21 protein-coding genes are annotated in these 24,966 nt (G+C 36.4%); 15 read left to right on the forward strand and 6 right to left on the reverse strand.

Features of this window, described 5'->3' with window-relative positions; all coding sequences use genetic code 11:
- Positions 1-41 precede the first annotated feature (41 nt).
- Entirely contained in the window at positions 42-5,621 is a 5,580-nt protein-coding gene (locus tag B8977_RS08350; protein ID WP_084017251.1) for an alpha-2-macroglobulin family protein, read from the reverse strand.
- A gap of 136 nt (positions 5,622-5,757) precedes the next feature.
- On the opposite strand from B8977_RS08350, the gene B8977_RS08355 reads away from it, so the two are divergent.
- The 3 genes from B8977_RS08355 to B8977_RS08365 are packed head-to-tail and all read left to right on the forward strand — an operon-like array spanning position 5,758 to position 7,790.
- On the forward strand, positions 5,758-6,381 hold the full coding sequence (locus tag B8977_RS08355) for an NAD(P)H-dependent oxidoreductase (protein WP_084017252.1): 624 nt from the start codon (positions 5,758-5,760) through the stop codon (positions 6,379-6,381).
- 3 nt (positions 6,382-6,384) lie between these two features.
- Positions 6,385-7,167 (forward strand): type 1 glutamine amidotransferase domain-containing protein, encoded by a 783-nt coding sequence (locus tag B8977_RS08360; RefSeq protein WP_084017253.1) that lies wholly within the window; start codon positions 6,385-6,387, stop codon positions 7,165-7,167.
- A gap of 50 nt (positions 7,168-7,217) precedes the next feature.
- Positions 7,218-7,790: a Crp/Fnr family transcriptional regulator gene (locus B8977_RS08365; protein ID WP_084017254.1), complete on the forward strand. Its 573-nt coding sequence runs from the start codon at positions 7,218-7,220 to the stop codon at positions 7,788-7,790.
- Between the two features lie 27 nt (positions 7,791-7,817).
- Here the strand turns inward: B8977_RS08365 and B8977_RS08370 are convergent, their stop codons facing one another.
- The gene (locus B8977_RS08370) at positions 7,818-8,621 is read right to left on the reverse strand and encodes a UbiA prenyltransferase family protein (RefSeq protein WP_084017255.1); all 804 of its coding nucleotides are present in this window, start codon (positions 8,619-8,621) and stop codon (positions 7,818-7,820) included.
- A 130-nt stretch (positions 8,622-8,751) separates the two neighbouring features.
- Between B8977_RS08370 and gcvP the strand changes: the two genes are divergently transcribed.
- Positions 8,752-11,595 carry an aminomethyl-transferring glycine dehydrogenase gene (gcvP, locus tag B8977_RS08375; protein ID WP_084017256.1) on the forward strand — a complete coding sequence of 948 codons (2,844 nt, stop codon included), beginning with the start codon at positions 8,752-8,754 and terminating at the stop codon, positions 11,593-11,595.
- A gap of 62 nt (positions 11,596-11,657) precedes the next feature.
- On the opposite strand, the gene B8977_RS08380 is transcribed toward gcvP, so the two are convergent.
- Entirely contained in the window at positions 11,658-11,996 is a 339-nt protein-coding gene (locus B8977_RS08380; protein ID WP_143736412.1) for a hypothetical protein, read from the reverse strand.
- 222 nt (positions 11,997-12,218) lie between these two features.
- Between B8977_RS08380 and rpsL the strand changes: the two genes are divergently transcribed.
- The 5 genes from rpsL (at position 12,219) to B8977_RS15285 (ending at position 17,357) form a co-directional block, all read left to right on the forward strand.
- Complete coding sequence (gene rpsL, locus B8977_RS08385; protein ID WP_084017258.1) at positions 12,219-12,602, forward strand: 30S ribosomal protein S12; 384 nt, start codon at positions 12,219-12,221, stop codon at positions 12,600-12,602.
- A gap of 15 nt (positions 12,603-12,617) precedes the next feature.
- Complete coding sequence (gene rpsG / locus B8977_RS08390) at positions 12,618-13,094, forward strand: 30S ribosomal protein S7 (protein WP_084017259.1); 477 nt, start codon at positions 12,618-12,620, stop codon at positions 13,092-13,094.
- A gap of 6 nt (positions 13,095-13,100) precedes the next feature.
- Entirely contained in the window at positions 13,101-15,227 is a 2,127-nt protein-coding gene (fusA, locus tag B8977_RS08395; RefSeq protein ID WP_084017260.1) for an elongation factor G, read from the forward strand.
- Between the two features lie 11 nt (positions 15,228-15,238).
- Complete coding sequence (gene rpsJ, locus B8977_RS08400) at positions 15,239-15,544, forward strand: 30S ribosomal protein S10 (protein WP_084017261.1); 306 nt, start codon at positions 15,239-15,241, stop codon at positions 15,542-15,544.
- A gap of 133 nt (positions 15,545-15,677) precedes the next feature.
- On the forward strand, positions 15,678-17,357 hold the full coding sequence (locus B8977_RS15285; RefSeq protein ID WP_084017262.1) for a T9SS type A sorting domain-containing protein: 1,680 nt from the start codon (positions 15,678-15,680) through the stop codon (positions 17,355-17,357).
- Positions 17,358-17,433: 76 nt separating this feature from the next.
- Here B8977_RS15285 and B8977_RS08410 read toward each other — a convergent pair whose 3' ends face one another.
- The 3 genes from B8977_RS08410 to B8977_RS08420 all read right to left on the reverse strand — a co-directional run bounded on the left by B8977_RS08410 (position 17,434) and on the right by B8977_RS08420 (position 21,399).
- Positions 17,434-18,822, reverse strand: coding sequence for a glycosyltransferase family 2 protein (locus B8977_RS08410; protein ID WP_084017263.1), 1,389 nt, complete (start codon positions 18,820-18,822; stop codon positions 17,434-17,436).
- A 223-nt stretch (positions 18,823-19,045) separates the two neighbouring features.
- Positions 19,046-19,696 carry a response regulator transcription factor gene (locus tag B8977_RS08415; protein ID WP_084017264.1) on the reverse strand — a complete coding sequence of 217 codons (651 nt, stop codon included), beginning with the start codon at positions 19,694-19,696 and terminating at the stop codon, positions 19,046-19,048.
- Entirely contained in the window at positions 19,693-21,399 is a 1,707-nt protein-coding gene (locus B8977_RS08420) for a sensor histidine kinase (RefSeq protein ID WP_084017265.1), read from the reverse strand. The genes B8977_RS08415 and B8977_RS08420 overlap by 4 nt, the downstream gene beginning before the upstream one ends.
- Before the next feature lie 477 nt (positions 21,400-21,876).
- On the opposite strand from B8977_RS08420, the gene rplC reads away from it, so the two are divergent.
- From rplC to rplV, 6 genes are read left to right on the forward strand one after another with little or no spacing between them, the layout of a single operon-like run.
- Positions 21,877-22,503, forward strand: a complete 627-nt coding sequence (gene rplC / locus B8977_RS08425) for a 50S ribosomal protein L3 (protein ID WP_084017266.1) — start codon at positions 21,877-21,879, stop codon at positions 22,501-22,503.
- A complete protein-coding gene (rplD, locus tag B8977_RS08430; RefSeq protein WP_084017267.1) occupies positions 22,494-23,123 on the forward strand; it encodes a 50S ribosomal protein L4 in 630 nt (209 codons plus the stop codon). The genes rplC and rplD overlap by 10 nt, the downstream gene beginning before the upstream one ends.
- 10 nt (positions 23,124-23,133) lie before the next feature.
- Entirely contained in the window at positions 23,134-23,418 is a 285-nt protein-coding gene (rplW, locus tag B8977_RS08435) for a 50S ribosomal protein L23 (protein WP_084017268.1), read from the forward strand.
- A 14-nt stretch (positions 23,419-23,432) separates the two neighbouring features.
- Positions 23,433-24,254, forward strand: a complete 822-nt coding sequence (gene rplB, locus B8977_RS08440; RefSeq protein WP_084017269.1) for a 50S ribosomal protein L2 — start codon at positions 23,433-23,435, stop codon at positions 24,252-24,254.
- Between the two features lie 3 nt (positions 24,255-24,257).
- Positions 24,258-24,536 (forward strand): 30S ribosomal protein S19, encoded by a 279-nt coding sequence (gene rpsS / locus B8977_RS08445; RefSeq protein WP_084017270.1) that lies wholly within the window; start codon positions 24,258-24,260, stop codon positions 24,534-24,536.
- A 7-nt stretch (positions 24,537-24,543) separates the two neighbouring features.
- The gene (gene rplV, locus B8977_RS08450) at positions 24,544-24,966 is read left to right on the forward strand and encodes a 50S ribosomal protein L22 (RefSeq protein ID WP_084017271.1); all 423 of its coding nucleotides are present in this window, start codon (positions 24,544-24,546) and stop codon (positions 24,964-24,966) included.

Genomic DNA, 24,966 nt, shown 5'->3' on the forward strand with positions numbered 1-24,966 from the left:
ATTAAAAAAAGGCTGAGTTAATTTAACTCAGCCTTTTTTCTTTACTTAACCAATACCCTTTTTCCCGGACTCACAGCATAAACTGTATTGTCATACATCGCCTCGCAATAAGTTGCCGGCATGTAATAATTTCCTTTGTAAGTTGCATTGAGCAAAACCGTCACAGAAACTTGCTGCGCTGCTCTCAAATCAAAGTAACTATAAACCCTGTCATCTCTGAAATCCTGATATGCCAATCCGAAATTCTGAACCGAAGTGGGTTGGTCATTCAATCTGGTGTTGATGATTTCCCAGCCGGACGGGAACATTTGGGTCAGTGCCAATTCGTTGTAATTGCCCATCATTCCAGGATTGGTAACATTTACAATGCATTTAAAATCGGTTCCTTGTGTCAAGTTTGCAGGGTCAATCGGCTTGTTGTCCATATCATAATAATTTACGCCCAAACTGAGATTGCTGTTTTGCTGCGTTAAGTTTTCATCCATCGAGACACCGCTTCTCACCAATTCTGCAAAAATTAAATTTCCTGAATTGTCTTTAATCGTAAACGAACCATTTGCTTCCGGTAAATCAACATTTACAAATGGCTTATCACTTGTGATTTTCTGAGATTTCCCATTGATGGTTACCTCAGCATCGATGTTGTTTCCCACTTTATTTTTTCCTAAATATTCAGAAATCGCCATGAGTGAATAAGCTGTTGTCTGCGTACTGTACCAAGAACCGGAATTCAAATCTTTGGCAATGCTTTTCAGCATCGTCAATCCTTTTTCACGTTCGCCCAACAAAGTCAAAGTCTCCAAAATCATGGCTTGGTCGCGTTCGGAAGAACCGTAAGTATATTCATTAAATTTATATTCCTTCACTGAAGTAGCCAATTTACTTACCAATTTTTTAGCAATGTTTCCTTGTCCTGCAATCTGATAAGCGGCTGACAATCGCCACAAAGTTGCCACGCTTGTTTTCTTTTCTTTCAGACGGTTCATCAATCCCAATTCTGATTTTCCGGCAAGTGCCATAGTGTATAATCGGTATGCCTGATCCAAATCGTTGTAATAATATTTATCGTTGTAGCCACTCCATTCCTTCGCGGTTTTGGTTTGGTATTTAATCAAACCATCTTTCAAACCTGCCGGAAGTTTGTATCCTTTTTCTTCTGCTTTCAAAATGAAATGAAATGCATAGGTACTACTCCAAGGATCTGCCGTTCCATTACCCGGCCAATAAGCCAAGCCACCACCTGGAATTTGATGTGATTTTAATTTTCTCAAAGCTTCTTCAATATTATATTGAACATCTTTTTTCTGCGCGTCGCTCAAAGTGGACAATTGATTCAAATACAATTGTGGAAAAACACTCGAAACCGTTTGCTCCAAACAACCATGCGGATAACGAATCAAATAACGCATTCTTTTGTCCAAACTCATTGCAGGAACAGAAGAGAGCAAGAGTTTGGTATCAGTTGTACCGCTCATTCCAAAAGGTTGATAAGCCGTTGTCCAACTTTGTTTTCCGCTGATTTCTTTTGAAGTTGTAAAAGTCATCGGAGGATTCGGGCTTCTAACTTCTACTTGAATTGTGTCCAAATGTCTTTCGTTTCCAGAAGTAGCCGTAATATACAAATTAGCTTTGCCTAATTTTTCAGGAATTTTAATTTTGAAATTCGTCAATTGATCTCCTGTTTTTGCAAATTGTAATGAATTTGTTGTACTTCCGTCAATTTGAATCAATGAATTTGATTTAACCGAAACAGAAACATTTTTTACATGATTTTCCATCGCAAAAACATTGACAGGCAATGTAATTTCATCGCCTGGATTTAATACTCGTGGTAAAGTTGTCAAGGTCATCAATGGCTGTTTTACTGCAATATTTTTCTCAACGCTTCCGAAGCTTGAACCATTTCCGGCAACGACCATTACTTTTACCGAACCGACATAATTTTCCATTCGGATCTGATGCGATTTGGATTGTCCTTTTCCAATTGTAAACGGCCCTAAAAACTTAACCACAGGTTTAAAACGGTTGATTTTTTCTTTGTTTGAATTCGCCAAAGCCTGATCACCTCCAATCGTGAAGACGCTTTCAATTCTTCCGCCATAAGCACCCAATACATAGTTGAAAATATCCCATGTATTTACTCCTAAAGCTTGTTTTTGGTTGAAATAAGAATAAATATCCGGCGTTCTGTAATTCGTAATATCGAGTAAACCTTCATCCACAACCGCCAAAGTATAAGTCATTTCCTTGCCAGATTTTTCACTTACCGAAACAGTATATTTACTGTTAGGACGAATGGATTCAGGGGTTTTGACAACCGGAGTCAATTTCCGATCTGGATTTTCAACTGTAATCGGAATTACACCATACATCCTGATTGGCATATCATTGGCTGTCGCGCTGTGTGGCTGCAGTAAACTGATGTTCACATAGAAATTCGGAGCCATCGCTTCTGTGATTTTTACATCAAATTTGGTTTGGCCTTTTTCTGTTTCAATCCATTTTCTGTCAAAAACCTTGGTTCCATTTTCAAAACTTATTAACGCTCGTCCTTCCAACGAAGAAGGAATTGTAATCTGAGCGGTTTCTCCGACTTTATATGAAGTTTTATCGGCTTTGAAAGTTAAAATCGCAGCACTTTCAGCATTGCTGTCACCGCGGCTTCTCCAGTCCGGCCAATCAACCCAAATCGTTTTTCCTGAAGCATGCCCGCTTTCTGGGTCAACCACACGAATGAAGTAATTTCCGTATTCGTCATTAGGAATATTTAATTTAAAACTTCCTTTGCCATTTGTAGTTGTAATTAATTTTTCTTCTTTTAAAAATTCATATTGACGATTGACATAATAAGCCAGATCATTTTCGTTGGAATTGTACCACCATGAATTCTTAATTCTATAAATGAAAATTTTCACACCGCTTTTGGAAACAGGATTTCCTTTGTAATCTACGCTTGCAACATTGATGGTATGCTCTTTTCCGGTTTCGAGCATTTCATAAAATTCACTTGTCGTAGGAATTTGAAGACCTACATAAGTGGTATAAGGAGAATATTTTTTCGTCACATACGAACTGCTGAAATCACCACCCGTTTCAAATACTTTGGTAAATAATCCCATCGTCAGCATGCCCGGCGGAGTGGTGTTTAAATTCAGATTGGTGCTGATTCCGGCTTCACCGTTACCGTTGAGAATTCCATCAAAAACAGTCAGCTCCTGCATTGGAAAACTTCTCGACGGATCGGTAAAAGTATATTTTGGAAAAGATTTGAATTCCGTATCGGCATAGAAAATCGTTGCATCAACTTTGGTTTTCAGATTTTGTGCTGTAGCACCGCTCAACCAATTTGCCTGGATTTTAAATCCTTGTCCGGTTGTGGACTTAGTCAAAACTTCTTCAGGAAAAATAGTATTGATTTTTAAACGGTTGGGTTTAATGGTCTCAACTTTTAATGATTTATAAAAAGTCTTTCCACCGATTTTGACATTTGCCGACCAGTTTCCGGTTTTCGCATCAGGCGAAGTTTCCAGTTCAAAAGTGTAAAAACCTTTGACTGGATTGTTATTGACTCTTCGCTGCATCAATTGTCCATCAGGACCCATTAATTCTATAATCGCGGGCTGGTCATCTGAAATTCCGGTAATGGATTGATCCATCACAAAAGTCAAATGCATTTTATCGCCAGGACGCCAAACGCCGCGCTCACCATAGATAAATCCGCCCAAGCCACTTTCGGCTGATTCACCTTCCACATCAAAATTAGAAAGGGAAAGTGAAGAACCATTGTCCACTTTAACATAACCTTTTTGACCTTCACGTTCTGCAATAATTAAAAATGGTTTTCTGTTTAATTTAAAATTGGCAAAACCCTGTCTGTCAGTGGCACCTTCACCTACAACTTGATTTTGCAAGTCGTAAGCTTTCAGTTTTACGTTTTCCAAAGGACGCGCGTTGATGATGTCCGTCACCGTCACATAAGCCATGCGGTCTTTTCCGGTTTTGAAGTTGATTCCAAGATTGCTTGCCAACACATTTTTGCTGACATTTTTTTCGGAAGTATAATAAGAAGGCGTGCAAGGATTATTTCTGTCTGACCAATTGTAATTTTCCGGATAATAATAATCGTAGTAGTCGTCATAATATCCATACATCTCCGAATCCTTGTCATATTCATCTTCTTTCGGATTGACCGGTGTTAAAAATTCTGCCTGATTCAAATTTCCATCACATGGATAAGCTGCAAATTTCTGATCGATGGAAAATTCTACATTATAAATCGCGCCGGGCTCTGGTTTGATGAATTTTGAAAGTTCCAGTTGATAAACATTCATTTCATTGATGTTAAAGTTATCAGCATTTGAAATCGGAATGATGCGCGAAAAAACTTTTCTGCCAACAGGTTTCAGGTTGTTATTTTGATCATATTGATTGTATTGGAAAAATTGATGAATATTGTTCTCGTAGATTTTTGTGATTTCAACCCGAACAGCATTTATACCAACCGCTTCAAACGGAAGATTTACTTTTCCGTCTGCGGAAGGGATGATGTTTCCGTTTCCCACGAACTTCACTTCAGGATAAAGATTTACAAAATCAACCGTTTTTTTTACTTCAGTATTTGTTTTATTTCCGTAGGCACTTACGATTCCTGGAAATAATTTCAAATCATATTCACCACCAATTTTTTTAGAAGTATAAATCTTCAACTCATTTCCGTTGATGACCGTTGACTTGATATAACTTTGAGGTGTTTCTTCGTAATAATAATCTTCTTCAGCCTCACTTTTATCGGTTTGGCTGATTTCAGCCAAACCTTCCAAATAACCATCATTTTGTAAGGCTTCCGAAAAATTAACTGAAATGTACTGTTCAGGATAAGAAACTGCTTTGATTTGTGTGACTTGAAATGAATTTTTGGCAGGAATTTTAAATTCATTTGTATGCTTTTTGTCGGCTTCAATTGTTTTGCCATTCCATTTTAAAGTAAGATTTTCAGCTTGGTCTTTTGCTGAAATTCCATTAACCGTAAATCTGTGGTTTCGTCTGTTTTCCGAATGTTCCCAAGTTACAGGCAATTTTTTACCGTCAAATTCCGCAGTTACGATTCCATTAAAATTATCAGCATTGGTCACATCAGCCGTAAATAAATCTCCCTGCAGCTTATAATTTCCCTGTCCTTTTTCCGTATCCTGAATTCCATCAATGCTAACCGAAAAATCCTGTTTTTTCGCTTGAAACTGAAATTTAAACAGCTTCATACTGTCCGGAACATTTTTGATGATTTTAGACAAATCCAATTTTCCTGTATAAATTTCTCCTTGCTTTAATTTGCTTTCCGGCACAAATTCAATCGTAGAATTGTCCGTGAGGTAAGCCGTTCCTGAAACGGAAGGATAAAATTTGATTATATCTTCTTTAATAGATTTATCTTCATTGATTTCAAACGGATAATCTGATTGCAAAACCACTTTTATCTTACTTTCTGTCGAAACAAGTCCCGAAGTGTAAGCCGAAATATATGCCGCATATTCAGGTCCGACTTTCATTAAAGGCTTGTCATTCTTAGATTTACAGCTGAAAACAAGAATCGAAATAACAGAAATGAGAAATAAATTTTTCATATTAGGATTTTGGATTTAACCAAATTTAACAAAAATTATTCCTCAATTTGTTAAATGTCAATAACTAATTATTGTGACTCAAATCACAACTCCGTTTCAGGTTTCCTTCTGAACTTTGCATTGTAAATTTTAAAGCATGAAAAAAATATTTATAATCAATGGTGGACAGCATTTTGCACATTCAGGTGGGAAATTCAATAAAACCATTTTAGAATGGGACAAATCATATTTTACAAAAGAAAATGGTTTCGAAATCAAAATTACAGATATCAACGAACCTTACGATTTGATGGAAGAAGTGAATAAATTCGTTTGGGCGGACACCATTATATACCACACACCGGTCTGGTGGTTCGGACTTCCTCATAAATTCAAAGAGTATTTAGATTTGGTTTTGACCGCCGGACATAGAAAAGGGATTTATTATAGTGATGGGCGCAAATTGGAAACGCCTGAAATAAACTACGGAACGGGCGGTTCTCTGCATGGAAGAAATTATTTCTTGACAACATCTTGGAATGCTCCGGCAACAGCTTTTACACTTCCGGGAGAATTCTTCAAGCAAACAAGTGTGGACAATGGCGTGATGTTTGGGTTTCACAGAATGAATGCATTTATGGGGCTGGAATATAAAGGAAGTTTTCATTTTCATGATTTGGAAAAGAATGGAACACCAGAACGAATTGAAAATTATGCGAAAGATTACACCCAAATTTTAAAGGAAATCTTTCAAACGGAAATGATAGTTGAAAACAATTAAAACATGAAAAATAAAATTTTAAACATCGGATTGGCAATATTTGCTTTTATAGCAATTTTCAGTTGTACAAAATCCAAAGAAGATATCAAAGTTGAATCTCCAAAAACTGAAAAAGTGAAGGAAAAAATATTATTTGTTGTGACCAGCCACGATACCAAGGGAGATACAGGCGAGAAAACGGGATTTTATCTGGGCGAAGCTTCACATCCTTGGGAAGTGCTGAAAGACGATTATGAAATCGATTTTGTGAGCCCGAAAGGCGGAAAAGCTCCAGTAGATGGGTTTGATTTGAATGATGCAGTCAACAAAGAATTTTGGGAAAATAAGGAAATTCAGCAAAAGATCGCAAATACAATGAAACCAAGTGATATAAATTCAAAAGATTATGTTGCAATTCACTATGTAGGCGGGCATGGAGCAATGTGGGATTTTGCGGATAATCTGGAATTGGCAAAAATTGCTTCCGAAATTTATGAAAAAAATGGTATCGTGAGCGCAGTTTGTCACGGTCCGGCGGGCATTGTCAACATCAAACTTTCAGATGGTAAATATTTGGTTGATGGTAAAAAAGTAAACGGATTTACAAATGAGGAAGAAGAAGCGGTTAAATTGACCAAAATAGTTCCGTTTTTATTAGAAGACAAACTAAAAGAAAGAGGCGGAATTTTTGAAAAATCTCCCAATTTTACTCAACACGTAACCGTTGACGGAAGATTGATCACCGGACAAAATCCACAATCAGCCAGAGGAGTAGGTGAAGCTATTCGTGATGCCCTGGCAAAATAAAATTCATTTAGAATTCATTTTAAAGCATATTCCTTTCGTAATTTTACGCGATGGAATATGCTTCTTTTTTACGTCATCATATCGAACAAATCATTGAATTGAATGATTCTGAATTTGATATTGTTCAAACCTATTTCCATCCCAAAAAGGTTAAAAAAAAAGAATATCTGATTAATAAAGGAAACAAAGTAACTTCAGAATTCCTTGTCATAAATGGCTGTCTGAAAGCCTTTACTTTTGATGAATCCGGAAAAGAATACATCGTTCAGTTTGCGATGGAAAACTGGTGGATTTCAGATTATCCTGCATTCTCCAAACAGACAGAAGGTGAAATGTGTGTGCAGGCTTTAGAAAACTGCACCGTTTTGGAATTGGCTCATGAACATAAATTGGAAATGATTGGTAGAGTTCGCTCCATGACCGAATTTTTTGGTAAAAAATCTTTTTCCGGCTATGTAGCCTTGCAAAACCGTGTTCTTTCACTGCTGAAAAATTCGCCTAAAGAAAAATACGAATTGCTTTTGAATCAATACCCTGAATTGTTTCAACGGGTTTCCAAAACTATGATAGCCCATTATCTCGGCGTTTCGAGAGAAACTTTAAGTCGCCTTCAAAATAAATAGATGAATTATTTGTAGAAAATCTAAAATCTAAAATCTAAAATCTAAAACTAAATAAACCGCCAGTGGAATTACCGAACAGCTTTCCATCCAAAAAGAATAATAGGTTTCGCTTCTTTTTTCGGTTGAATAAATGACAAGCATTAAAGCAATAACAACCGCTATAAGCCATGCCATAACATAATTTTTAAAGGAATTAAATTCTAAATAAAACAAAACAAAACTCAATATCAGACTCAATACAGAAAAGACTTTCGAAGGAATTTCGCCAATTACTTGCGGGATAGTTTTCAAACCTTTATCATCCGTTTTACGGTCACGTATATCAAACGGAACCGTAATCCCAATCACAAAAAAGAAAACGGATAGAAACAATAATTGATACTGAATCAGCGAATGATGAACCACCAGTAATAATCCAATCGAACTTCCTGCCCACACAAACGCAATTAGAAACAATTTCAAAAAAGGAATTGTACGCAATCCCAATCCCGAAAAAGGAAGCGAATAACAAAAACTCACAAATCCAAGTACAAAAAGATAAAGAAAAGTCTTCAGCTCAAATCCTCTCAGAATTACACATATCAGTGTACCGATTAAACCTAAAACAGTTAAAACGATTTGAGTTTTGTATTTGGAATTGAATAATATGAAATTCTGTAAATTCCCGATTCTCGAAAAATTATAAATCGCTAAAGTCCCGAAAAATACAATTCCCAACACATAAAAATTAGGTCGGTAAAGTATCAATTGAAAAAATGCCAGCAACGAAGCAAAGCACAACGCCACCCAAACATTGGTTTTGATTAAATATTTATCAATCCATTGAATCATTTAAGCAAAAGTACTCAAAACTCAACAACCCAAAACTCATAACTAATTAACAACAGTTGATAAAGATTAGTTTTTAATAAAATTATATATCGTAAATTTGGGCTTCAATAAATTCACCGCAAAACACAATATGAACACACAAGACTTTTCGCTTCGCCACATCGGTACACTTTCACACGATGCAGACGAAATGCTTTCCGTTATTGGGAAAAACTCAATCGATGAATTGATCGACGCTACTATTCCCGCAGACATCCGATTTGAAAAACCATTGCAGCTGCCTGATGCACTTTCTGAATACGAAATTCTTCAGCACCTTCAACAGCTTGCTGAAAACAACAAAAAAGCAAGAAGCTTCATCGGTTATGGTTATTACCGTACGATTTTGCCTTCCCCGATTCAGCGCAATATTTTAGAAAATCCGGGGTGGTACACCGCATATACGCCTTATCAGGCAGAGATCGCACAAGGTCGTTTAGAGGCTTTGTTAAATTACCAGACAGTAGTTTCTGACTTGGCTGGACTACCCATTGCAAATGCTTCTCTTTTAGATGAAGCGACTGCTTGTGCAGAAGCCATGCACATGGTTCGTGAAGCAAGAAGCCGCAACAAAAAAGACGCAAATAAATTTTTCATCGCAGATGACGTATTGCCACAAAGTTTAGCCGTTTGTGAAACAAAAGCAAGCGGATTGGGAATCGAAATCGTAACAGGAAATCCTCTGGAATTTGATTTCGATGAAAACTTCTTCGGAGCATTATTACAATACCCTGGAAGGTCAGGTCAAATCATTGATTATACAGATTTAATTTCAAGCCTTAATTCAAAAGGAATCAAAGTTACGGTAGCAGCAGATTTGCTAGCATTGACTTTGTTGAAATCACCAGGAGAAATGGGCGCTGACATCGCAGTTGGAACTTCTCAAAGATTTGGTGTTCCAATGGGATACGGCGGACCACACGCAGCATTTATGGCTTGTACGGAAGAGTACAAACGCGTTATTCCGGGACGTATCATTGGTGTTTCACAAGACCGTTACGGAAAGTTTGCTTTGCGTATGGCTTTACAGACGCGTGAACAGCACATCAAACGAGAACGTGCAACTTCCAACATCTGTACCGCACAGGTTTTATTGGCGGTGATGGCGGGAATGTATGCTGTTTACCACGGGAAAGATGGTTTACAGTTCATCGCACAAAACGTGCATCAAAAAGCAGTTCGTTTGTACGATGCTTTAAATGAATTAGGATACAAAACCATTCACAATAATTTCTTCGATACAGTTCAAATTGAAGCTGAAGGAATTGCAAAAGGTAAATTTGAATCGAATCAAATCTTGTTGAATTTCTTCGAAGACGGAAAAATCAGTATTGCTTTGGATGAAGTGACTTCTGAAGATGAATTAAATAAATTGATCCAAGTTTTTGCGGATATCAAAGGAAAATCAATTGATAAAGTTGAATTCTCAGAAGCTAAAATTCCAGCTTCGTTGGTAAGGACGTCAGATTTTTTGATGAACGATGTTTTCAAATCTTACCATACCGAAACTGAATTGATGCGCTATATCAAACGTTTGGAGCGTAAAGATTTGGCATTGAATCACTCGATGATTGCATTGGGCTCATGTACGATGAAATTGAATGCAGCAACTGAAATGCTGCCGTTGAGCTGGGCTGGATTCAACACAGTTCACCCGTTTGTTCCAAAAGAATTCGCAGCAGGTTACCAAGAAATGATTGAAAATCTTGAAAATTATTTGTCTGAAATCACAGGATTTGCAGCAACTTCGGTTCAGCAGAATTCAGGTGCACAAGGTGAATATGCAGGTTTGATGGTCATTCGTTCATATCAAATTGACAATGGTGAAGCGCACAGAAATGTCGTGATCATCCCAGAATCTGCACACGGAACCAATCCTGCTTCTGCAGCAATGGCTGGAATGAAAGTCGTGGTCGTGAAAAATTTACCAACGGGTGAAACTGATATAGAAGATTTAAAAGCAAAACTGGAAATTCACAAAGAAAATCTTTCAGCTTTGATGATTACGTATCCATCAACTTACGGAGCATTTGATGCGAACATCAAAGAAGTGACCGATTTAGTTCACGCTGCTGGCGGACAGGTTTATATGGACGGAGCAAATATGAACGCTCAGGTTGGTTTGACTGCCCCAGGAATGATCGGAGCAGATGTTTGTCACTTGAACTTACATAAAACTTTTGCGATTCCACACGGTGGAGGTGGACCTGGAGTTGGGCCGATTTGTGTGGCGAGTCATTTGGCGCCTTATTTAGGTTCGCATCCTTTGATCGAAACAGGTGGGGAAAAATCTGATACGGTTTATTCGGCTGCGCCTTATGGTTCTTCGTTGATTTTGCTGATTTCTTATTCGTACATCAGAATGCTGGGTGAAAAAGGTTTGACGAATTCTACAAAACATGCGATTTTAAATGCCAACTATTTGAAGTCTAGATTGGAGAAATATTACGATGTGCTTTACACGAACGAAAACAATGTCGTTGCACATGAATTTATCTTGGATTTCCGTCCGTTCAAAAAATTAGGAATCGAAGTTTCTGACATCGCAAAACGTTTGATGGATTATGGATTCCATGCGCCGACGGTTTCTTTCCCGGTTGCAGGAACTTTGATGATCGAGCCAACTGAATCGGAAGGAAAAGCTGAATTGGACAGATTTGCAGACGCATTGATTCAAATAAAAAATGAAATTGATGAAGTTGCCAACGGAGATTTTGAACAAGACAATAATGTTTTGAAAAATGCACCGCATCCATTGGATTTGTTAACGGCTGACGAATGGAATTTCCCTTATTCACGCCAAAAAGCGGCTTATCCTTTGGAGTGGGTGATGGACAGAAAATTCTTCCCACCGGTTTCCAGGATCGATGATGCTTTTGGTGACAGAAATTTAATCTGTACTTGTCCGAGTGTGGAAAGTTATGTGACGGAATAGGTTTATTTCAAAATACAAATAATAAATCCCTGAGAATTAATCTCGGGGATTTTTGTTTCGACTTATTTGATAATAAACAAAATTAAATGTGTTACTATATAAATGCCTAAAGGCATTTGAAATGCTAGATAATCAAATGCTTCAATAGGAACTTGAATCATTCGACTGATGAGTGGGCTTAGCATAAATGCAAAACTTAATAAAATTACAGCAGGATTATTTTTAGATTTAATGAAATTCAAACTCGTACCTATTGCAGCCAAAATTGCAAAAATCTGATCAATATTTCCAAAGTCAAATATTGTAAATACCAACCACAAAATAAATGGAACCCCACTCATCCAACCGATTAGTATAATGAAAGAATAAGAAAAGAATAGGATATATCGAAGAGCTGTCATATTTTTAATAAATTTAAAGATAATCCACTTTTTAAAAATGGAATTGTTTGTTAATACTTTCCCTCGAGGAATTAATAATGCAACCTTTAACTCAAAACATCCAATCGTTTCTGATTAAATCTAAATTAATTATAAATAAAATTTCTTGTAAACATTTGCATTATAATTAAATAATTGTACTTTTGCAATCCCAAAAAATGGGGTTAAACATATTTTTATAGTATGCCAACAATACAACAATTAGTAAGAAAAGGAAGAACAAAACTAGCCAAGAAGAGTAAATCGGCTGCTTTGGATTCTTGTCCGCAACGCCGCGGCGTGTGTACACGTGTGTACACGACTACACCAAAAAAACCAAACTCAGCAATGCGTAAAGTTGCTCGTGTTAGGTTATCAAATGGTAAAGAGGTCAACGCTTATATCGGTGGAGAAGGTCATAATCTACAAGAGCACTCGATAGTATTGGTTAGAGGAGGAAGGGTAAAGGATTTACCTGGTGTACGTTACCACATCGTTCGTGGAGCGTTGGATACCGCGGGAGTTAGTAAGAGAACTCAACGTAGAAGTAAGTATGGTGCTAAACGACCAAAAGAGAAAAAATCTTAAAAAACACTTTGAGAAATGAGAAAGACAAAAGCTAAAAAAAGACCGTTACTTCCAGATCCAAAGTTCAATGATCAATTGGTAACACGTTTTGTAAACAACATGATGTACGATGGTAAGAAAAGTATTGCATTCAATATTTTTTATGATGCCATGGAAATCGTAGAGAAAAGAAAGGAAAATCCTGACAAATCTGCGCTAGATATATGGAAAGAAGCTTTAACTAATGTTATGCCGCACGTAGAAGTACGTTCACGTCGTGTTGGTGGAGCAACATTCCAAATCCCTATGGAAATTCGTCCGGATAGAAAAATTGCTACCGCGATGAAATGGTTAATTCTTTATGCAAGAAGACGTAATGAAAAATCAATGGCTCAAAAATTGGCCGGAGAAATCATCGCTGCTGCAAAAGAAGAAGGATCTGCCGTTAAAAAACGTCAGGATACACATAAAATGGCAGAAGCAAACAAAGCATTCTCACACTTTAGAGTATAATTTACGATGGCAAGAGACTTATTATATACAAGGAATATTGGTATCGCTGCGCACATTGACGCAGGGAAAACCACTACGACAGAACGTATTTTGTTTTATACAGGACGTTCTCATAAAATCGGTGAAGTTCACGATGGTGCATCTACTATGGACTGGATGGAGCAGGAGGCTGAGCGTGGTATTACCATCACATCTGCTGCTACAACTTGTAAATGGCAGTTCCCAACTGAGCAAGGGAAACCACTTCCTGAAGCAAAAGAATTTCACTTCAACATCATCGATACTCCGGGCCACGTTGACTTTACCGTTGAGGTAAACCGTTCATTGCGTGTATTGGATGGATTGGTGTTCTTGTTTTCAGCAGTTGATGGTGTTGAGCCTCAATCTGAAACCAACTGGAGATTGGCAGACAACTACAAAGTTCCGCGCATGGGATTTGTAAACAAAATGGACAGACAAGGTTCTGACTTTTTGAAAGTTTGTCAGCAGGTAAAAGATATGTTAGGTTCAAATGCTGTTCCTATCGTATTACCAATCGGTGAAGAAGCTGATTTCAAGGGTGTAGTTGATTTGATCAAAAACCGTGCGATTGTATGGCATGATGAAAACAATGGGGCTACATTTGACATCGTTCCGATTCCAGAAGATATGTTGGATGATGTTGCTCAATTCAGAGGTCAGTTGATCGAAGAAGTTGCAGGATATGATGATGGTCTTTTGGAAAAGTACATGGAGGATCCGGAATCAATCACTGAAGACGAAATCAACAAAGCTTTGAGAGCAGCAACTTTGGATATGTCAATCATTCCAATGACTTGTGGATCTTCATTCAAAAATAAAGGAGTTCAGTTTATGTTAGACGGTGTTTGTCGTTACCTTCCTTCTCCAATGGATAAAGAAGCGATTCACGGAACAAACCCAGATACTGAAGAACCTACTTCAAGAAAACCATCTGCTAAAGAACCATTTTCAGCATTGGCATTTAAGATTGCTACTGACCCATTCGTAGGTCGTTTGGCATTCTTCAGAGCTTATTCAGGTCATTTGGATGCAGGTTCTTATGTATTGAACACGCGTTCTGGAAACAAAGAGAGAATCTCTCGTATTTTCCAGATGCACTCAAACAAACAAGAGCCTATCGAAGCTATCGAAGCAGGTGATATCGGAGCAGCAGTAGGTTTCAAAGACATCAAAACAGGTGATACATTGTGTGACGAAAAGCACCCAATCGTATTGGAAAGTATGAACTTCCCTGACCCTGTAATTGGTATCGCAGTTGAGCCTAAAACGAAAGCTGACATGGATAAAATGGGTATTGCTTTGGCTAAGTTGGCTGAAGAAGATCCGACTTTCCAGGTTAAAACCGATCAGGCATCAGGGCAGACGATCATCTCTGGTATGGGTGAGTTACACTTAGACATCATCGTTGACCGTATGCGTCGTGAGTTCAAAGTAGAAGTAAACCAAGGTCAACCTCAGGTTGAGTACAAAGAGGCATTTACTTTGACCGGAAGCCACCGTGAGGTTTATAAGAAACAATCAGGTGGACGTGGTAAATTTGCAGACATCGTTTTTAAAATCGGTCCTGCAGACGAAGGAAAAGTTGGTTTGGAATTCGTTTCTGAGATCAAAGGCGGTAACGTTCCTAAAGAATATGTTCCATCTATTGAGAAAGGTTTCAAAGCGGCTATGAAAAATGGTCCTTTGGCTGGATACGAAATGGATTCGATGAAAGTTGTTTTGACAGACGGATCATTCCACCCTGTGGATTCAGATGCACTTTCTTTTGAATTGGCTGCAAAAATGGGTTATAAAGAAGCTGCTCGTGCTGCTAAAGCTGTAATCCTTGAGCCAATCATGAAATTGGAAGTAGTTACACCAGAAGAAAATATGGGTGACGTTGTAGGTGACTTGAACAGAAGAAGAGGTACCGTAAACGGTATGGACGACAGAGCCGGAGCAAAAGTTGTGAAAGCATTCGTTCCACTTTCTGAAATGTTTGGTTACGTAACATCATTGCGTACATTAACTTCAGGTCGTGCAACATCGACAATGGAATTTGATCACTATGAAGCAGCGCCTCAAAACGTAGCTGAAACTGTTATCGCAAAAGCAAAAGGTGCAACTGTTTAAATCTTATCAAGATGAGTCAAAAAATTAGAATAAAATTAAAATCATACGATTACAATTTGGTAGATAAATCTGCTGAGAAAATTGTAAAAACTGTAAAATCTACAGGTGCAGTTGTAAACGGACCAATTCCGTTGCCGACTAACAAAAGAATTTTTACAGTATTGAGATCTCCGCACGTAAACAAAAAAGCGCGCGAACAGTTTCAATTAACTGCTCATAAAAGATTGTTGGACATCTATAGTTCTTCATCTAAAACAGTTGATGCTCTTATGAAATTGGAGCTTCCAAGTGGAGTAGAAGTTGAAATCAAAGTGTAGTACACTATTTCAAATTAGATATGAATCCGCCTCAAAAGGGCGGATTTTTTTTTGAATTCATTTTTGATTATCAAAAATTTGAAGTTAATGGAGAGACATATTTATTACATTTGTTAGAACTCAATAAACTACCATGACAAAATCGCTACTCTCACTTTTTCTCATCTTCGCTACATTTTTCCTTTTTGCTCAAACAACATATGTGCCCGACGATAATTTTGAACAGGCTCTTATAGATGAAGGACTCGATGATGTTTTAGATGATTATGTGCTGACAAGCAATATTTCCGCAGTGACTGTCTTATATCTAACTGAAAGAGGAATTTCTGATTTGACGGGAATTGAAGATTTTACAGCTTTACAGAGATTACAATGTTTAGGTAATCAATTAATTAATTTAGATGTGAGTCAGAATTTGAATTTGACGCATTTATATTTTTCTCAAAATCAGTTAACCCATGTAGATTTGAGCCAAAATATAAATTTGATTGAATTGGGTTGTTCCGAGAATCAATTAACAAGTTTGAATTTAAATGAAAATATTAATTTAAAAAAATTGTTTTGTCACAACAACCAGTTAACTACTTTAAATCTTAGTCAAAATAAAAGTTTAGTTGAGTTGTACAGTTTTAAAAATTTATTAACCAATTTAAATGTGAGCGACAATATAAGTTTAGAAGTTTTGTATTGCTGGGACAATCGATTAAACAATTTGGATTTAAGTAATAACACTTCTTTGGCATATTTAGATTGTGCTAAAAATCAATTAAGCGATTTAGATTTAACTCAAAATATAGATTTAATCGAAATTAATTGTTCAGAAAACAATTTGGCAAATTTAGATGTAACTCAACATCCAAACCTTACAGAATTGTTTTGTAGTCATAATCAGTTAACTAATTTAGATTTAAGTCAAAATACTAATTTAGGTGATTTGAATTGTAGTTATAATGATTTAACTAATTTGGATGTGGACAATAATCTGAACTTGTGGCGATTGCATTGTAACAACAATCAATTGACCGATTTAGTTGTAACTAATAAATTAGATTTATCAGATTTAAACTGTAAACAGAATCAATTAACGCTTCTCAATATTGATGGTCTTACTTCTTTAGAACAATTAGTATGTTCTGACAATAACTTATCCAGCTTGGACTTGAGTACCAACGTAGCTTTAAATTATTTAGATTGCTCTGAAAACCAATTGACAAATTTAGATGTTACACAAAATATAGCGTTAAGTTGGCTTGATTGTAAATCCAATCAACTGACAAGTTTAGATTTGAGTCATAATGAATCTTTAGGGAATTTAGAATGTGGATTCAACCGATTGATCAATTTGGATTTGAGTAATAAACCCAATTTGTGGAGATTGCATTGTAATGACAACCAATTAACTCGGTTAAATGCTAAAAATGGGAACAGCATGAATTATAGCTTAGGTTTTAATTCACTTAATAATCCTAATTTGCTCTGCATACAAGTAGATAATCAAAATTGGGCAACTTCCAATTGGGGGCAGAAAGACCCTTGGGCAAGTTTCAGTGAAGAATGTGCATGGTTTTCCACCAAGGAAACTAAATTATCTGAAATCGTCCTTTATCCCAATCCTGCGGTAAATTATATTTTTGTGGAGAATTTTCAAGAAGGTTCAAAAATTATGATTTATGATTTAACGGGCAAACTGATAAAATCAGAAGATTTAAAAGATAATCGCATTGACCTTTCTGAACTTGTTTCCGGTTCTTATTTAATCAAAATTATAACTGCAAATCATCATATTTACACCAATAAAATTATAAAAATATAATGAATCAAAATAAAAAAGGATTAGCACGAAGCCAATCCCTTTTCTTTTTAATGGATATTGAGTTTAGAAGTTAAAATTATCGTGTTAACCAACCTCCATTTTTTACGGTTAGAATTGAAAATGGATATATCCAGAATAGTGCAAACATATAGAACAAACTATAAGGATATGCCCAAAGTGCTTCTATGAAATTATATTTTTTTGTAAAAAACAACATCTGAATACTTGAGAAAATGAATGTTCCTACCAACGCTGAAGTCAAGTATAGAAAAGGATGCGTAAAGAAGAAGTACAACATCAACATTACCATCGGAATTGCTAACAATAAGGTAATCCATTGGTTAATGAACACAAAACGAGCACCACCTTTATTTTTACCTCTGAAGTTTTTGAAAACAAAACTATTCATCGCCAAAGTTTCTCTCACATTACTTCGCCCCCAACGCGTGAACATTTTATGAAGCGTTTTAAATCCTGTTGGTGTATTGGTCAAAACATTGGCGTTTTTTTGAAATTGCACATCGTAACCTTGTTTCAAAATCAAATTTGTCATCGCACGGTCTTCACCAATTGTAGCATAATTTCCCATGAATTTCTGCTCGATCCAATCTTTTAATGAATGCATTACCGCTTCTCTTTTGTAAGCGGACAATGCGCCGGGAGTACAAAGTACAAATCCCAATGAACTTTGAGCAGCACGCACAAATTCAAAACTAAATACAAAACTTACATTCAACATTTTAGGGATGATTCCTTGCTTTTTGTTAAGCACCTTTACGTTTCCTGCAACGCCTCCACAATTTTTGTTGACCACAAAAGGACTTACTAAATTTCTTACCGTATTTTTTTCTACAACAGAATCACTGTCAATCGTAATGAAAATCTCACCGGTTCCGGTCGTAAAACCTCTGTGCAAAGCATGACGTTTACCTCTGTTTTCGGGTTGTTGATATACTGTCAGTGAATGATTTAAATCTCTGTTCGCTTTATTGATCCAGTACCAGGTATCATCTGTACTTCCGTCATCAATAGTGATGATTTCCATTTTTCCTTTTGGGAAATTACTCGCCGAAATACTCATTAAAGTATCGTAAACCAATCGACCTTCGTTATACGCAGGAACTATGATTGTACAAGTTGGAAGAGCTTCGTCCGTTACCGATTGAACGGGCTTGTATTTGATGTATAAATAACCAAGATAGATTAAAAATGAAACCTGAAAAACCAAAAGACCTAATAATGTATAAACCAAAATCTGTCCTGGAAGGGTTTCCAATCTTTCAAAATGAATTGCTTCAAAATAAGGACGGAAATAGGTGAAGACAAATATAGAACTGATCATTAATAGCAAAACGCCAATTAAAATCCCAAAATCTCTTCCGTTCAAATCCTTAAATTTTGATAATGAGAACTCATTTTTTGTACTCGATGAAAATTCAGTAGTATTAGTAAGTATCTTTTCCATTTGCTTGTTATTTACATGATTGTTGCTGATAACAAAGAAATGGGAAAATTGAGCCAATTCAGCAGAATTACATTCGATGTTTATCGAAGAAGTTGTCGATATAAATCGACAGTGCCAAAATCAATATCATTAAATCCAATGTCATTCACAGCAGAAAATAGTAGAGTGGAAGAATCTAAGTGAATAAGATTTCTCCTACGTTGAAATGACAATATCTGGTTAATTAAATCGAATGATGAATCCGCATCAGTTCTATTAATTCAACCAAAGATTCCACTTTTAATTTCTCAAAAATCCGCTTTTTAAAAGTGCTTACGGTATTTTGTTTGATGTCCAGAATGTTTGCGATTTCAAGATTCCCGGAACCTTTGACATACAGTTCTGCAATTTGTAACTCTCTTTCAGATAAACGATTCAGCGGATTGAATAAATTTCGCTCCTGCGCCGATACTTCCATCAATTTTTTTGTAAAAGGAGGGAAGTATTTGCCGTTTTGGATCATTTCTGAAACTGCATTTTGTATTTCGTTTTCTTCGCTTAGTTTGCTTAGAAAACCATCTGCTCCTGCATTGATGAACTTTAGAGAATAATTTTCTTCCTCAAAACTCGTGAAAACCATGATTTTCACATCAGGCTGAAGTTGTTTAAATTCCGGGATGACAGAAATACAATTTCCGTCTTGAAGTTCCGCATCCAAAATCGCAATGTCGAATTGATACAGTTTAATTTGTTGACGAATCTGAAACAAACTCGAAGCAGTATGAATTTCAAAATCTTCGACCAAATCTTCAATGACCAATTGCATGCCTTGTCGGACAATCGTGTGGTCGTCAGCCAATAAAAATTTTAAAGGTTTTTGTTCAGATGAATTCATTCTGCTAAGTTCAAATTAATTTCAAAAATAAGATTTGTTCCTTTTCCGGGAGTACTGTAAGCTGAAATTTTACCATCAAAAAGCTGCACAATTTCTTTACACAAACTAAGTCCCAATCCGGCTCCTAAATTATTAATTTCATTTGAAACAATTCCCTGAAAGTAAGGTTCAAATATTTTTTCCAAGTCTGATTTCGAAATTCCAAGTCCGGTATCGGCAATCGTCACATGAAGTTTTACCGTTTTTTCATTTTCAATCGTAGTATGCGTGAGAACTTCGATTTTTCCGTTTTCTGTAAATTTATTGGCATTTCCCAGAAGGTTGATAAACAGCTGATGAATCTTAATTCTATCTGAAAGAACTAAAGTTTCCGAAGGAATGTCATTTTGTATGAAAAACACATTGTTCCTTGATTCTACATACGGCTGAAACATTTGCAGAATTGAATCTATTTCTTCTTTCAAATTAAATTTTACAGATTGTAATTCCACCTTTTTCTGTTGATTTTTGGCGTATTCCAAAACCTGATTGGCTTGGATCAAAAGTGAATTATTTGTGAATTCTATCGAATTTAAATATTCGATAACTTTTTCATCATCTGTTTTTTTCCGAATTCTTTTGGTAAAAATATTGATGATTTTGAGTGGCGCACGCACTTCGTGGCTGAGCATTCCGATGATTCGGTTTTTGAAGTTTAAACTTTCATTGATTTTTTGGTTCGCGGTTTTGAGTTCTTTTTCATATAGGAAAGTCAATTTTGTGGTGTAAACGAGCAATGCCAAAACGAAAAACATGAGCACCATCAAACCCAATACAGAATACTTTCTAATTTTATTGTTGATAGAATTTTGTTCGTCATATTCATTTTCCAAACCCGAACTGAAATCCTGAACTTTGTTATCATAAATTCCCATGAGATTATTGCTCAGCACAATCAAATTGTCATAATTATGATAAAGATTTCGGTTTTTTGAATCTACCGTAGAAATGTGGGTTTCATATTTTTTTATTTCTTTTAGATAGTGATCATTGATGATGTTTATAGTGCTGTCAAAATCAGATTTTACTTTCGCAGTATCAACTGAATTATTGTATTTCGTGATGATAACCGCTGTATCTCGCTTTACATCAACATTTCCCTGAATTGCATCTGCTATCCTCGGGAAAAACTTTTTCTTTTTTGTCGTACTGTCCGTGACATAGTAAACTTCTACATCAACCAATTCCGCCGGACGATCTTTGATTTCTATTTTTTCAATTTTCGGCAGTTCTTTTTTATCAATAGGTTTTTGAGATGCTTTGTAAGTGGACTCAATTAAATTTTCAAAATCTTTCAGTTTCGAAATTTCATCTTTTGTATTGATTGGATTTTTGAAAACAGCATCCGCATTTCCATAAATATTAATGCTGTCGATGTTGCCGGATAATTTTCGCAAGGATTGGAAATAGGCTTCCAAAAAAGTTTTGTCCTGATTGGTTACAAATTTCTGGAGATTGTTTTGAGCGCTTAAAAGTTCTTTTCGGGAATCATCGGTCAAAGTCCTAAGGACACGCGTTTCTTTAATTTGGTTTTCGATGGAAGTCAGCTTTTTTTCATTGAAATATTCATTGTAGAAGAATACCAAAATCACAATCTGAATCAGGATGATAGATGCAATTAATAAATAATGAATGGGCTGTCTGTATTTTGTTTTAATAATCATTAATCAATTTAAACGCTATCATATTTAATAGGTAGTCTTTATTATAGATTAGATGATAGGTTTTTTGCGGTTAGGGATTTACTTCATCAAAATTCTATCCAAAATTACAAAATAATTAAAGAATGGTTTGTTAAGGAATTGCTATTTGGGGAAATTAACAATAGATAATATGTATTTAAGTTTTGTTTTCAGTTAATTAGAAATATAAATATATTTTCAATGTCGAATGAGTTATTCAAACTAAATAAATTTTCTAAATCATTATCTATTTGTATATCAGTGATATATTGAATTAGTCAAAATGCATATAAAAATCTTTAAAACATTCTCTAAAAAATACTTAGATAAAATTTGTGTCGTAATAAATAATTACTATTTTTGCACACTCTTTTTTAGGGGTGAATTGTGCCTATTTCACAGATAGTTAACCTGAAACCCATAGAACAGAAGATTTAATTAATTAATAAAAAGTAAAAAATGTCAGGAATCATTGGAAAGAAAATTGCCATGACGAGCTTGTTCGATGCGAACGGGAAAAACATCCCGTGTACCATCATCCAAGCCGGTCCCTGCGTCGTAACACAGGTCAGAACCGAGGAGAAAGACGGATACAAGTCCGTACAGCTTGGTTTCGATGACGCAAAAGAGAAGAACACTTCCGCTGGATTGAAAGGTCATTTCAAAAAAGCAGGAACTACGCCAAAAAGAAAATTGGTGGAATTTTATGGAGACTTTGTAGACACTTTAGAACTTGGAAAAGAAGTGAATGTTGAGTTATTCGCAGAAGGCGAATACGTTGACGTTACCGGAGTTTCTAAAGGTAAAGGTTTTCAAGGGGTAGTGAAACGCCACGGTTTTGGTGGGGTTGGTCAAGCTACTCATGGTCAGCACAATCGTTTGAGAGCGCCGGGATCTATCGGTGCGGGTTCAGACCCTTCACGTGTATTCAAAGGAATGCGTATGGCGGGAAGAATGGGTGGTAAAAATGTTACTATTCAAAACTTGAACGTAGTAAAAGTGGATACAGAACAAAACCTTTTGATCGTGAAAGGTGCAATTCCAGGTCCTAAAAATTCATACGTAATTATCAGAAGATGGAAATAGCAGTACTAAACCTACAAGGTAAAGAAACCGGAAAGAAAGTTTCTTTAGATGATGCAATTTTTGGTATCGAACCAAGTGAGCATACTGTTTATTTGGAAGTGAAACAATACTTGGCTGCACAACGTCAGGGAACGCATAAAGCAAAAGAACGTGCAGAGATTGCAAAGTCAACTCGTAAGATCAAGAAGCAAAAAGGTACAGGGACCGCTCGTGCAGGTTCAGCGAAATCACCAGTTTTCAGAGGTGGAGGTAGAGTTTTCGGTCCAAGACCAAGAAACTACGATTTCAAATTGAATAAAGCGCAGAAGAAATTGGCTAAAAAGTCAGTTTTGAGTCAGAAATTGAAAGACAACGAAATCAAAATCGTAGAAGACTTTTCATTTGACGCTCCAAAAACCACAGCGTTTATCGATGTGTTAAAAGGCTTAGGCTTAGAGACTAAAAAGACGTTGTTCGTGTTGGGTGAGTCAAATAAAAACGTATATTTGTCGTCCAGAAATTTACAAGGAACTAAAGTTGTAAGTAATTTAGAATTAAATATTTACGACATTATCAACGCTTCAGAAGTTGTGTTTTTAGAAGGTTCAATTGAATCAATTCAGGAAAATTTAAGAAAATAAAACGAAAGATATGTCAATTTTAATTAGACCCGTAATCTCAGAAAAGGCTACCAATACCAGTGAAGTATTGAGCCAATACTCGTTTTATGTTAACACCAAAGCAAACAAATTGCAGATCAAAGACGCAATCCAAAAAGCTTACGGTGTAGATGTAGTAAAAGTGAGCACGCTTATTTCAGCTCCTAAAGTGAAATCCCGTTACACAAAAACAGGCGTTCAGGTTGGGAAAACAAACAAAATGAAAAAAGCAATTATTCACATAGCAGAAGGACAGGAAATAGACTTGTTTAGTTAATATAATTTTTAGAAATGTCAGTAAGAAAATTAAAACCTATCACTCCCGGTCAACGTTTCAGAATTGTAAACAATTTTGATAATGTTGAATCAGTGAAACCTGAAAAATCACTTACAGTAGGTAAGAAGAGATCAGGCGGTCGTAACCATTCTGGTAAAATGACCATGCGTTACATAGGGGGTGGACACAAGCAAAGCTATCGTATCGTAGACTTCAAAAGAGAAAAAGAAGGTGTTGCAACTGTTGATTCAATTCAATATGACCCAAACAGAACTGCATTCATCGCTTTGATCGTTTATGGAGACGGCGAAAAACGATATGTGATTGCTCAAAATGGATTGAAAAAAGGTCAAACCATTGAATCAGGAGAAAATGTAGCTCCTGAAATTGGAAACACATTGAAATTGAAAAACGTGCCTTTGGGTACCGTGATTTCATGTATTGAATTGCGACCTGGACAAGGTGCTTTAATGGCGAGAAGTGCCGGTTCTTATGCTCAGTTAGTAGCAAGAGACGGTAAATACGCAACCGTTAAATTGCCAAGTGGAGAAAGCCGCATGATTTTAGTGGAGTGTAAAGCAACTATCGGTGTAGTATCTAACTCAGATCATCAGTTAGAAGTATCCGGTAAAGCTGGTAGAACAAGATGGAAAGGACGTCGTCCTCGTACAAGACCAATGGTTATGAACCCAGTCGATCACCCAATGGGTGGTGGTGAAGGACGTGCAACGGGAGGTATCCCTCGTTCTAGAAACGGTCAACCTTCAAAAGGTTACAAAACGAGAGCACCAAAGAAAACGTCTAGCAAGTATATTGTAGAAAGAAGAAAGAAATAATCTATGGCACGTTCATTAAAAAAAGGACCTTTTATCCACTATAAATTAGATAAAAAAGTACAAGATAACGTAGAATCTGGAAAGAAAACTGTGATCAAAACCTGGTCAAGAGCTTCCATGATTTCTCCGGATTTTGTAGGACAGACATTCGCAGTTCACAATGGGAAACAATTCATCCCGGTATATGTAACTGAAAACATGGTAGGGCACAAGTTAGGTGAATTCTCACCAACCCGTACATTCAGAGGGCACGCAGGTGCAAAAAATAAAGGTAAAAAATAAGTAGGCAATGGGATCTAGAAAAAGAATAAGCAACGAAAAAATCAAAGAAGCAAAAAAAGACATTGCTTTTGCGAAGTTGAACAATTGTCCTACCTCTCCTCGTAAAATGCGTTTGGTAGCAGACATCATCCGTGGAGTAGAAGTTCAGAAAGCATTGGGTATCTTGAAATACTCAAAACAACACGCTTCTGATAAATTAGAAAAACTTTTATTGAGTGCTATTGCCAACTGGCAGGTGAAAAACGAAGGAGCTGACATCGAAGAAGCAGAACTTATCGTAAAAACCATTACAGTTGACAGCGGACGCCAATTGAAAAGAATTCGTACGGCTCCTCAAGGTAGAGCTCACAGAATCAGAAAACGTTCAAACCACGTTACATTGATTTTGGGAACTAAAGAAGTAAAAGTTAAAGCAGAAGACAAGAAATAA

This window comes from Moheibacter sediminis (assembly GCF_900176425.1).
Taxonomy (GTDB): Bacteria; Bacteroidota; Bacteroidia; order Flavobacteriales; family Weeksellaceae; genus Moheibacter; species Moheibacter sediminis.

Excerpts from the sequence above, each read along its gene's own strand:
- B8977_RS08350 (WP_084017251.1), bottom strand. The coding sequence starts at position 5,621 with ATGAAAAATTTATTTCTCATTTCTGTTATTTCGATTCTTGTTTTCAGC.
- B8977_RS08355 (WP_084017252.1), top strand. The coding sequence starts at position 5,758 with ATGAAAAAAATATTTATAATCAATGGTGGACAGCATTTTGCACATTCA.
- B8977_RS08360 (WP_084017253.1), top strand. The coding sequence starts at position 6,385 with ATGAAAAATAAAATTTTAAACATCGGATTGGCAATATTTGCTTTTATA.
- B8977_RS08365 (WP_084017254.1), top strand. The coding sequence starts at position 7,218 with ATGGAATATGCTTCTTTTTTACGTCATCATATCGAACAAATCATTGAA.
- B8977_RS08370 (WP_084017255.1), bottom strand. The coding sequence starts at position 8,621 with ATGATTCAATGGATTGATAAATATTTAATCAAAACCAATGTTTGGGTG.
- gcvP (WP_084017256.1), top strand. The coding sequence starts at position 8,752 with ATGAACACACAAGACTTTTCGCTTCGCCACATCGGTACACTTTCACAC.
- B8977_RS08380 (WP_143736412.1), bottom strand. The coding sequence starts at position 11,996 with ATGACAGCTCTTCGATATATCCTATTCTTTTCTTATTCTTTCATTATA.
- rpsL (WP_084017258.1), top strand. The coding sequence starts at position 12,219 with ATGCCAACAATACAACAATTAGTAAGAAAAGGAAGAACAAAACTAGCC.
- rpsG (WP_084017259.1), top strand. The coding sequence starts at position 12,618 with ATGAGAAAGACAAAAGCTAAAAAAAGACCGTTACTTCCAGATCCAAAG.
- fusA (WP_084017260.1), top strand. The coding sequence starts at position 13,101 with ATGGCAAGAGACTTATTATATACAAGGAATATTGGTATCGCTGCGCAC.
- rpsJ (WP_084017261.1), top strand. The coding sequence starts at position 15,239 with ATGAGTCAAAAAATTAGAATAAAATTAAAATCATACGATTACAATTTG.
- B8977_RS15285 (WP_084017262.1), top strand. The coding sequence starts at position 15,678 with ATGACAAAATCGCTACTCTCACTTTTTCTCATCTTCGCTACATTTTTC.
- B8977_RS08410 (WP_084017263.1), bottom strand. The coding sequence starts at position 18,822 with ATGGAAAAGATACTTACTAATACTACTGAATTTTCATCGAGTACAAAA.
- B8977_RS08415 (WP_084017264.1), bottom strand. The coding sequence starts at position 19,696 with ATGAATTCATCTGAACAAAAACCTTTAAAATTTTTATTGGCTGACGAC.
- B8977_RS08420 (WP_084017265.1), bottom strand. The coding sequence starts at position 21,399 with ATGATTATTAAAACAAAATACAGACAGCCCATTCATTATTTATTAATT.
- rplC (WP_084017266.1), top strand. The coding sequence starts at position 21,877 with ATGTCAGGAATCATTGGAAAGAAAATTGCCATGACGAGCTTGTTCGAT.
- rplD (WP_084017267.1), top strand. The coding sequence starts at position 22,494 with ATGGAAATAGCAGTACTAAACCTACAAGGTAAAGAAACCGGAAAGAAA.
- rplW (WP_084017268.1), top strand. The coding sequence starts at position 23,134 with ATGTCAATTTTAATTAGACCCGTAATCTCAGAAAAGGCTACCAATACC.
- rplB (WP_084017269.1), top strand. The coding sequence starts at position 23,433 with ATGTCAGTAAGAAAATTAAAACCTATCACTCCCGGTCAACGTTTCAGA.
- rpsS (WP_084017270.1), top strand. The coding sequence starts at position 24,258 with ATGGCACGTTCATTAAAAAAAGGACCTTTTATCCACTATAAATTAGAT.
- rplV (WP_084017271.1), top strand. The coding sequence starts at position 24,544 with ATGGGATCTAGAAAAAGAATAAGCAACGAAAAAATCAAAGAAGCAAAA.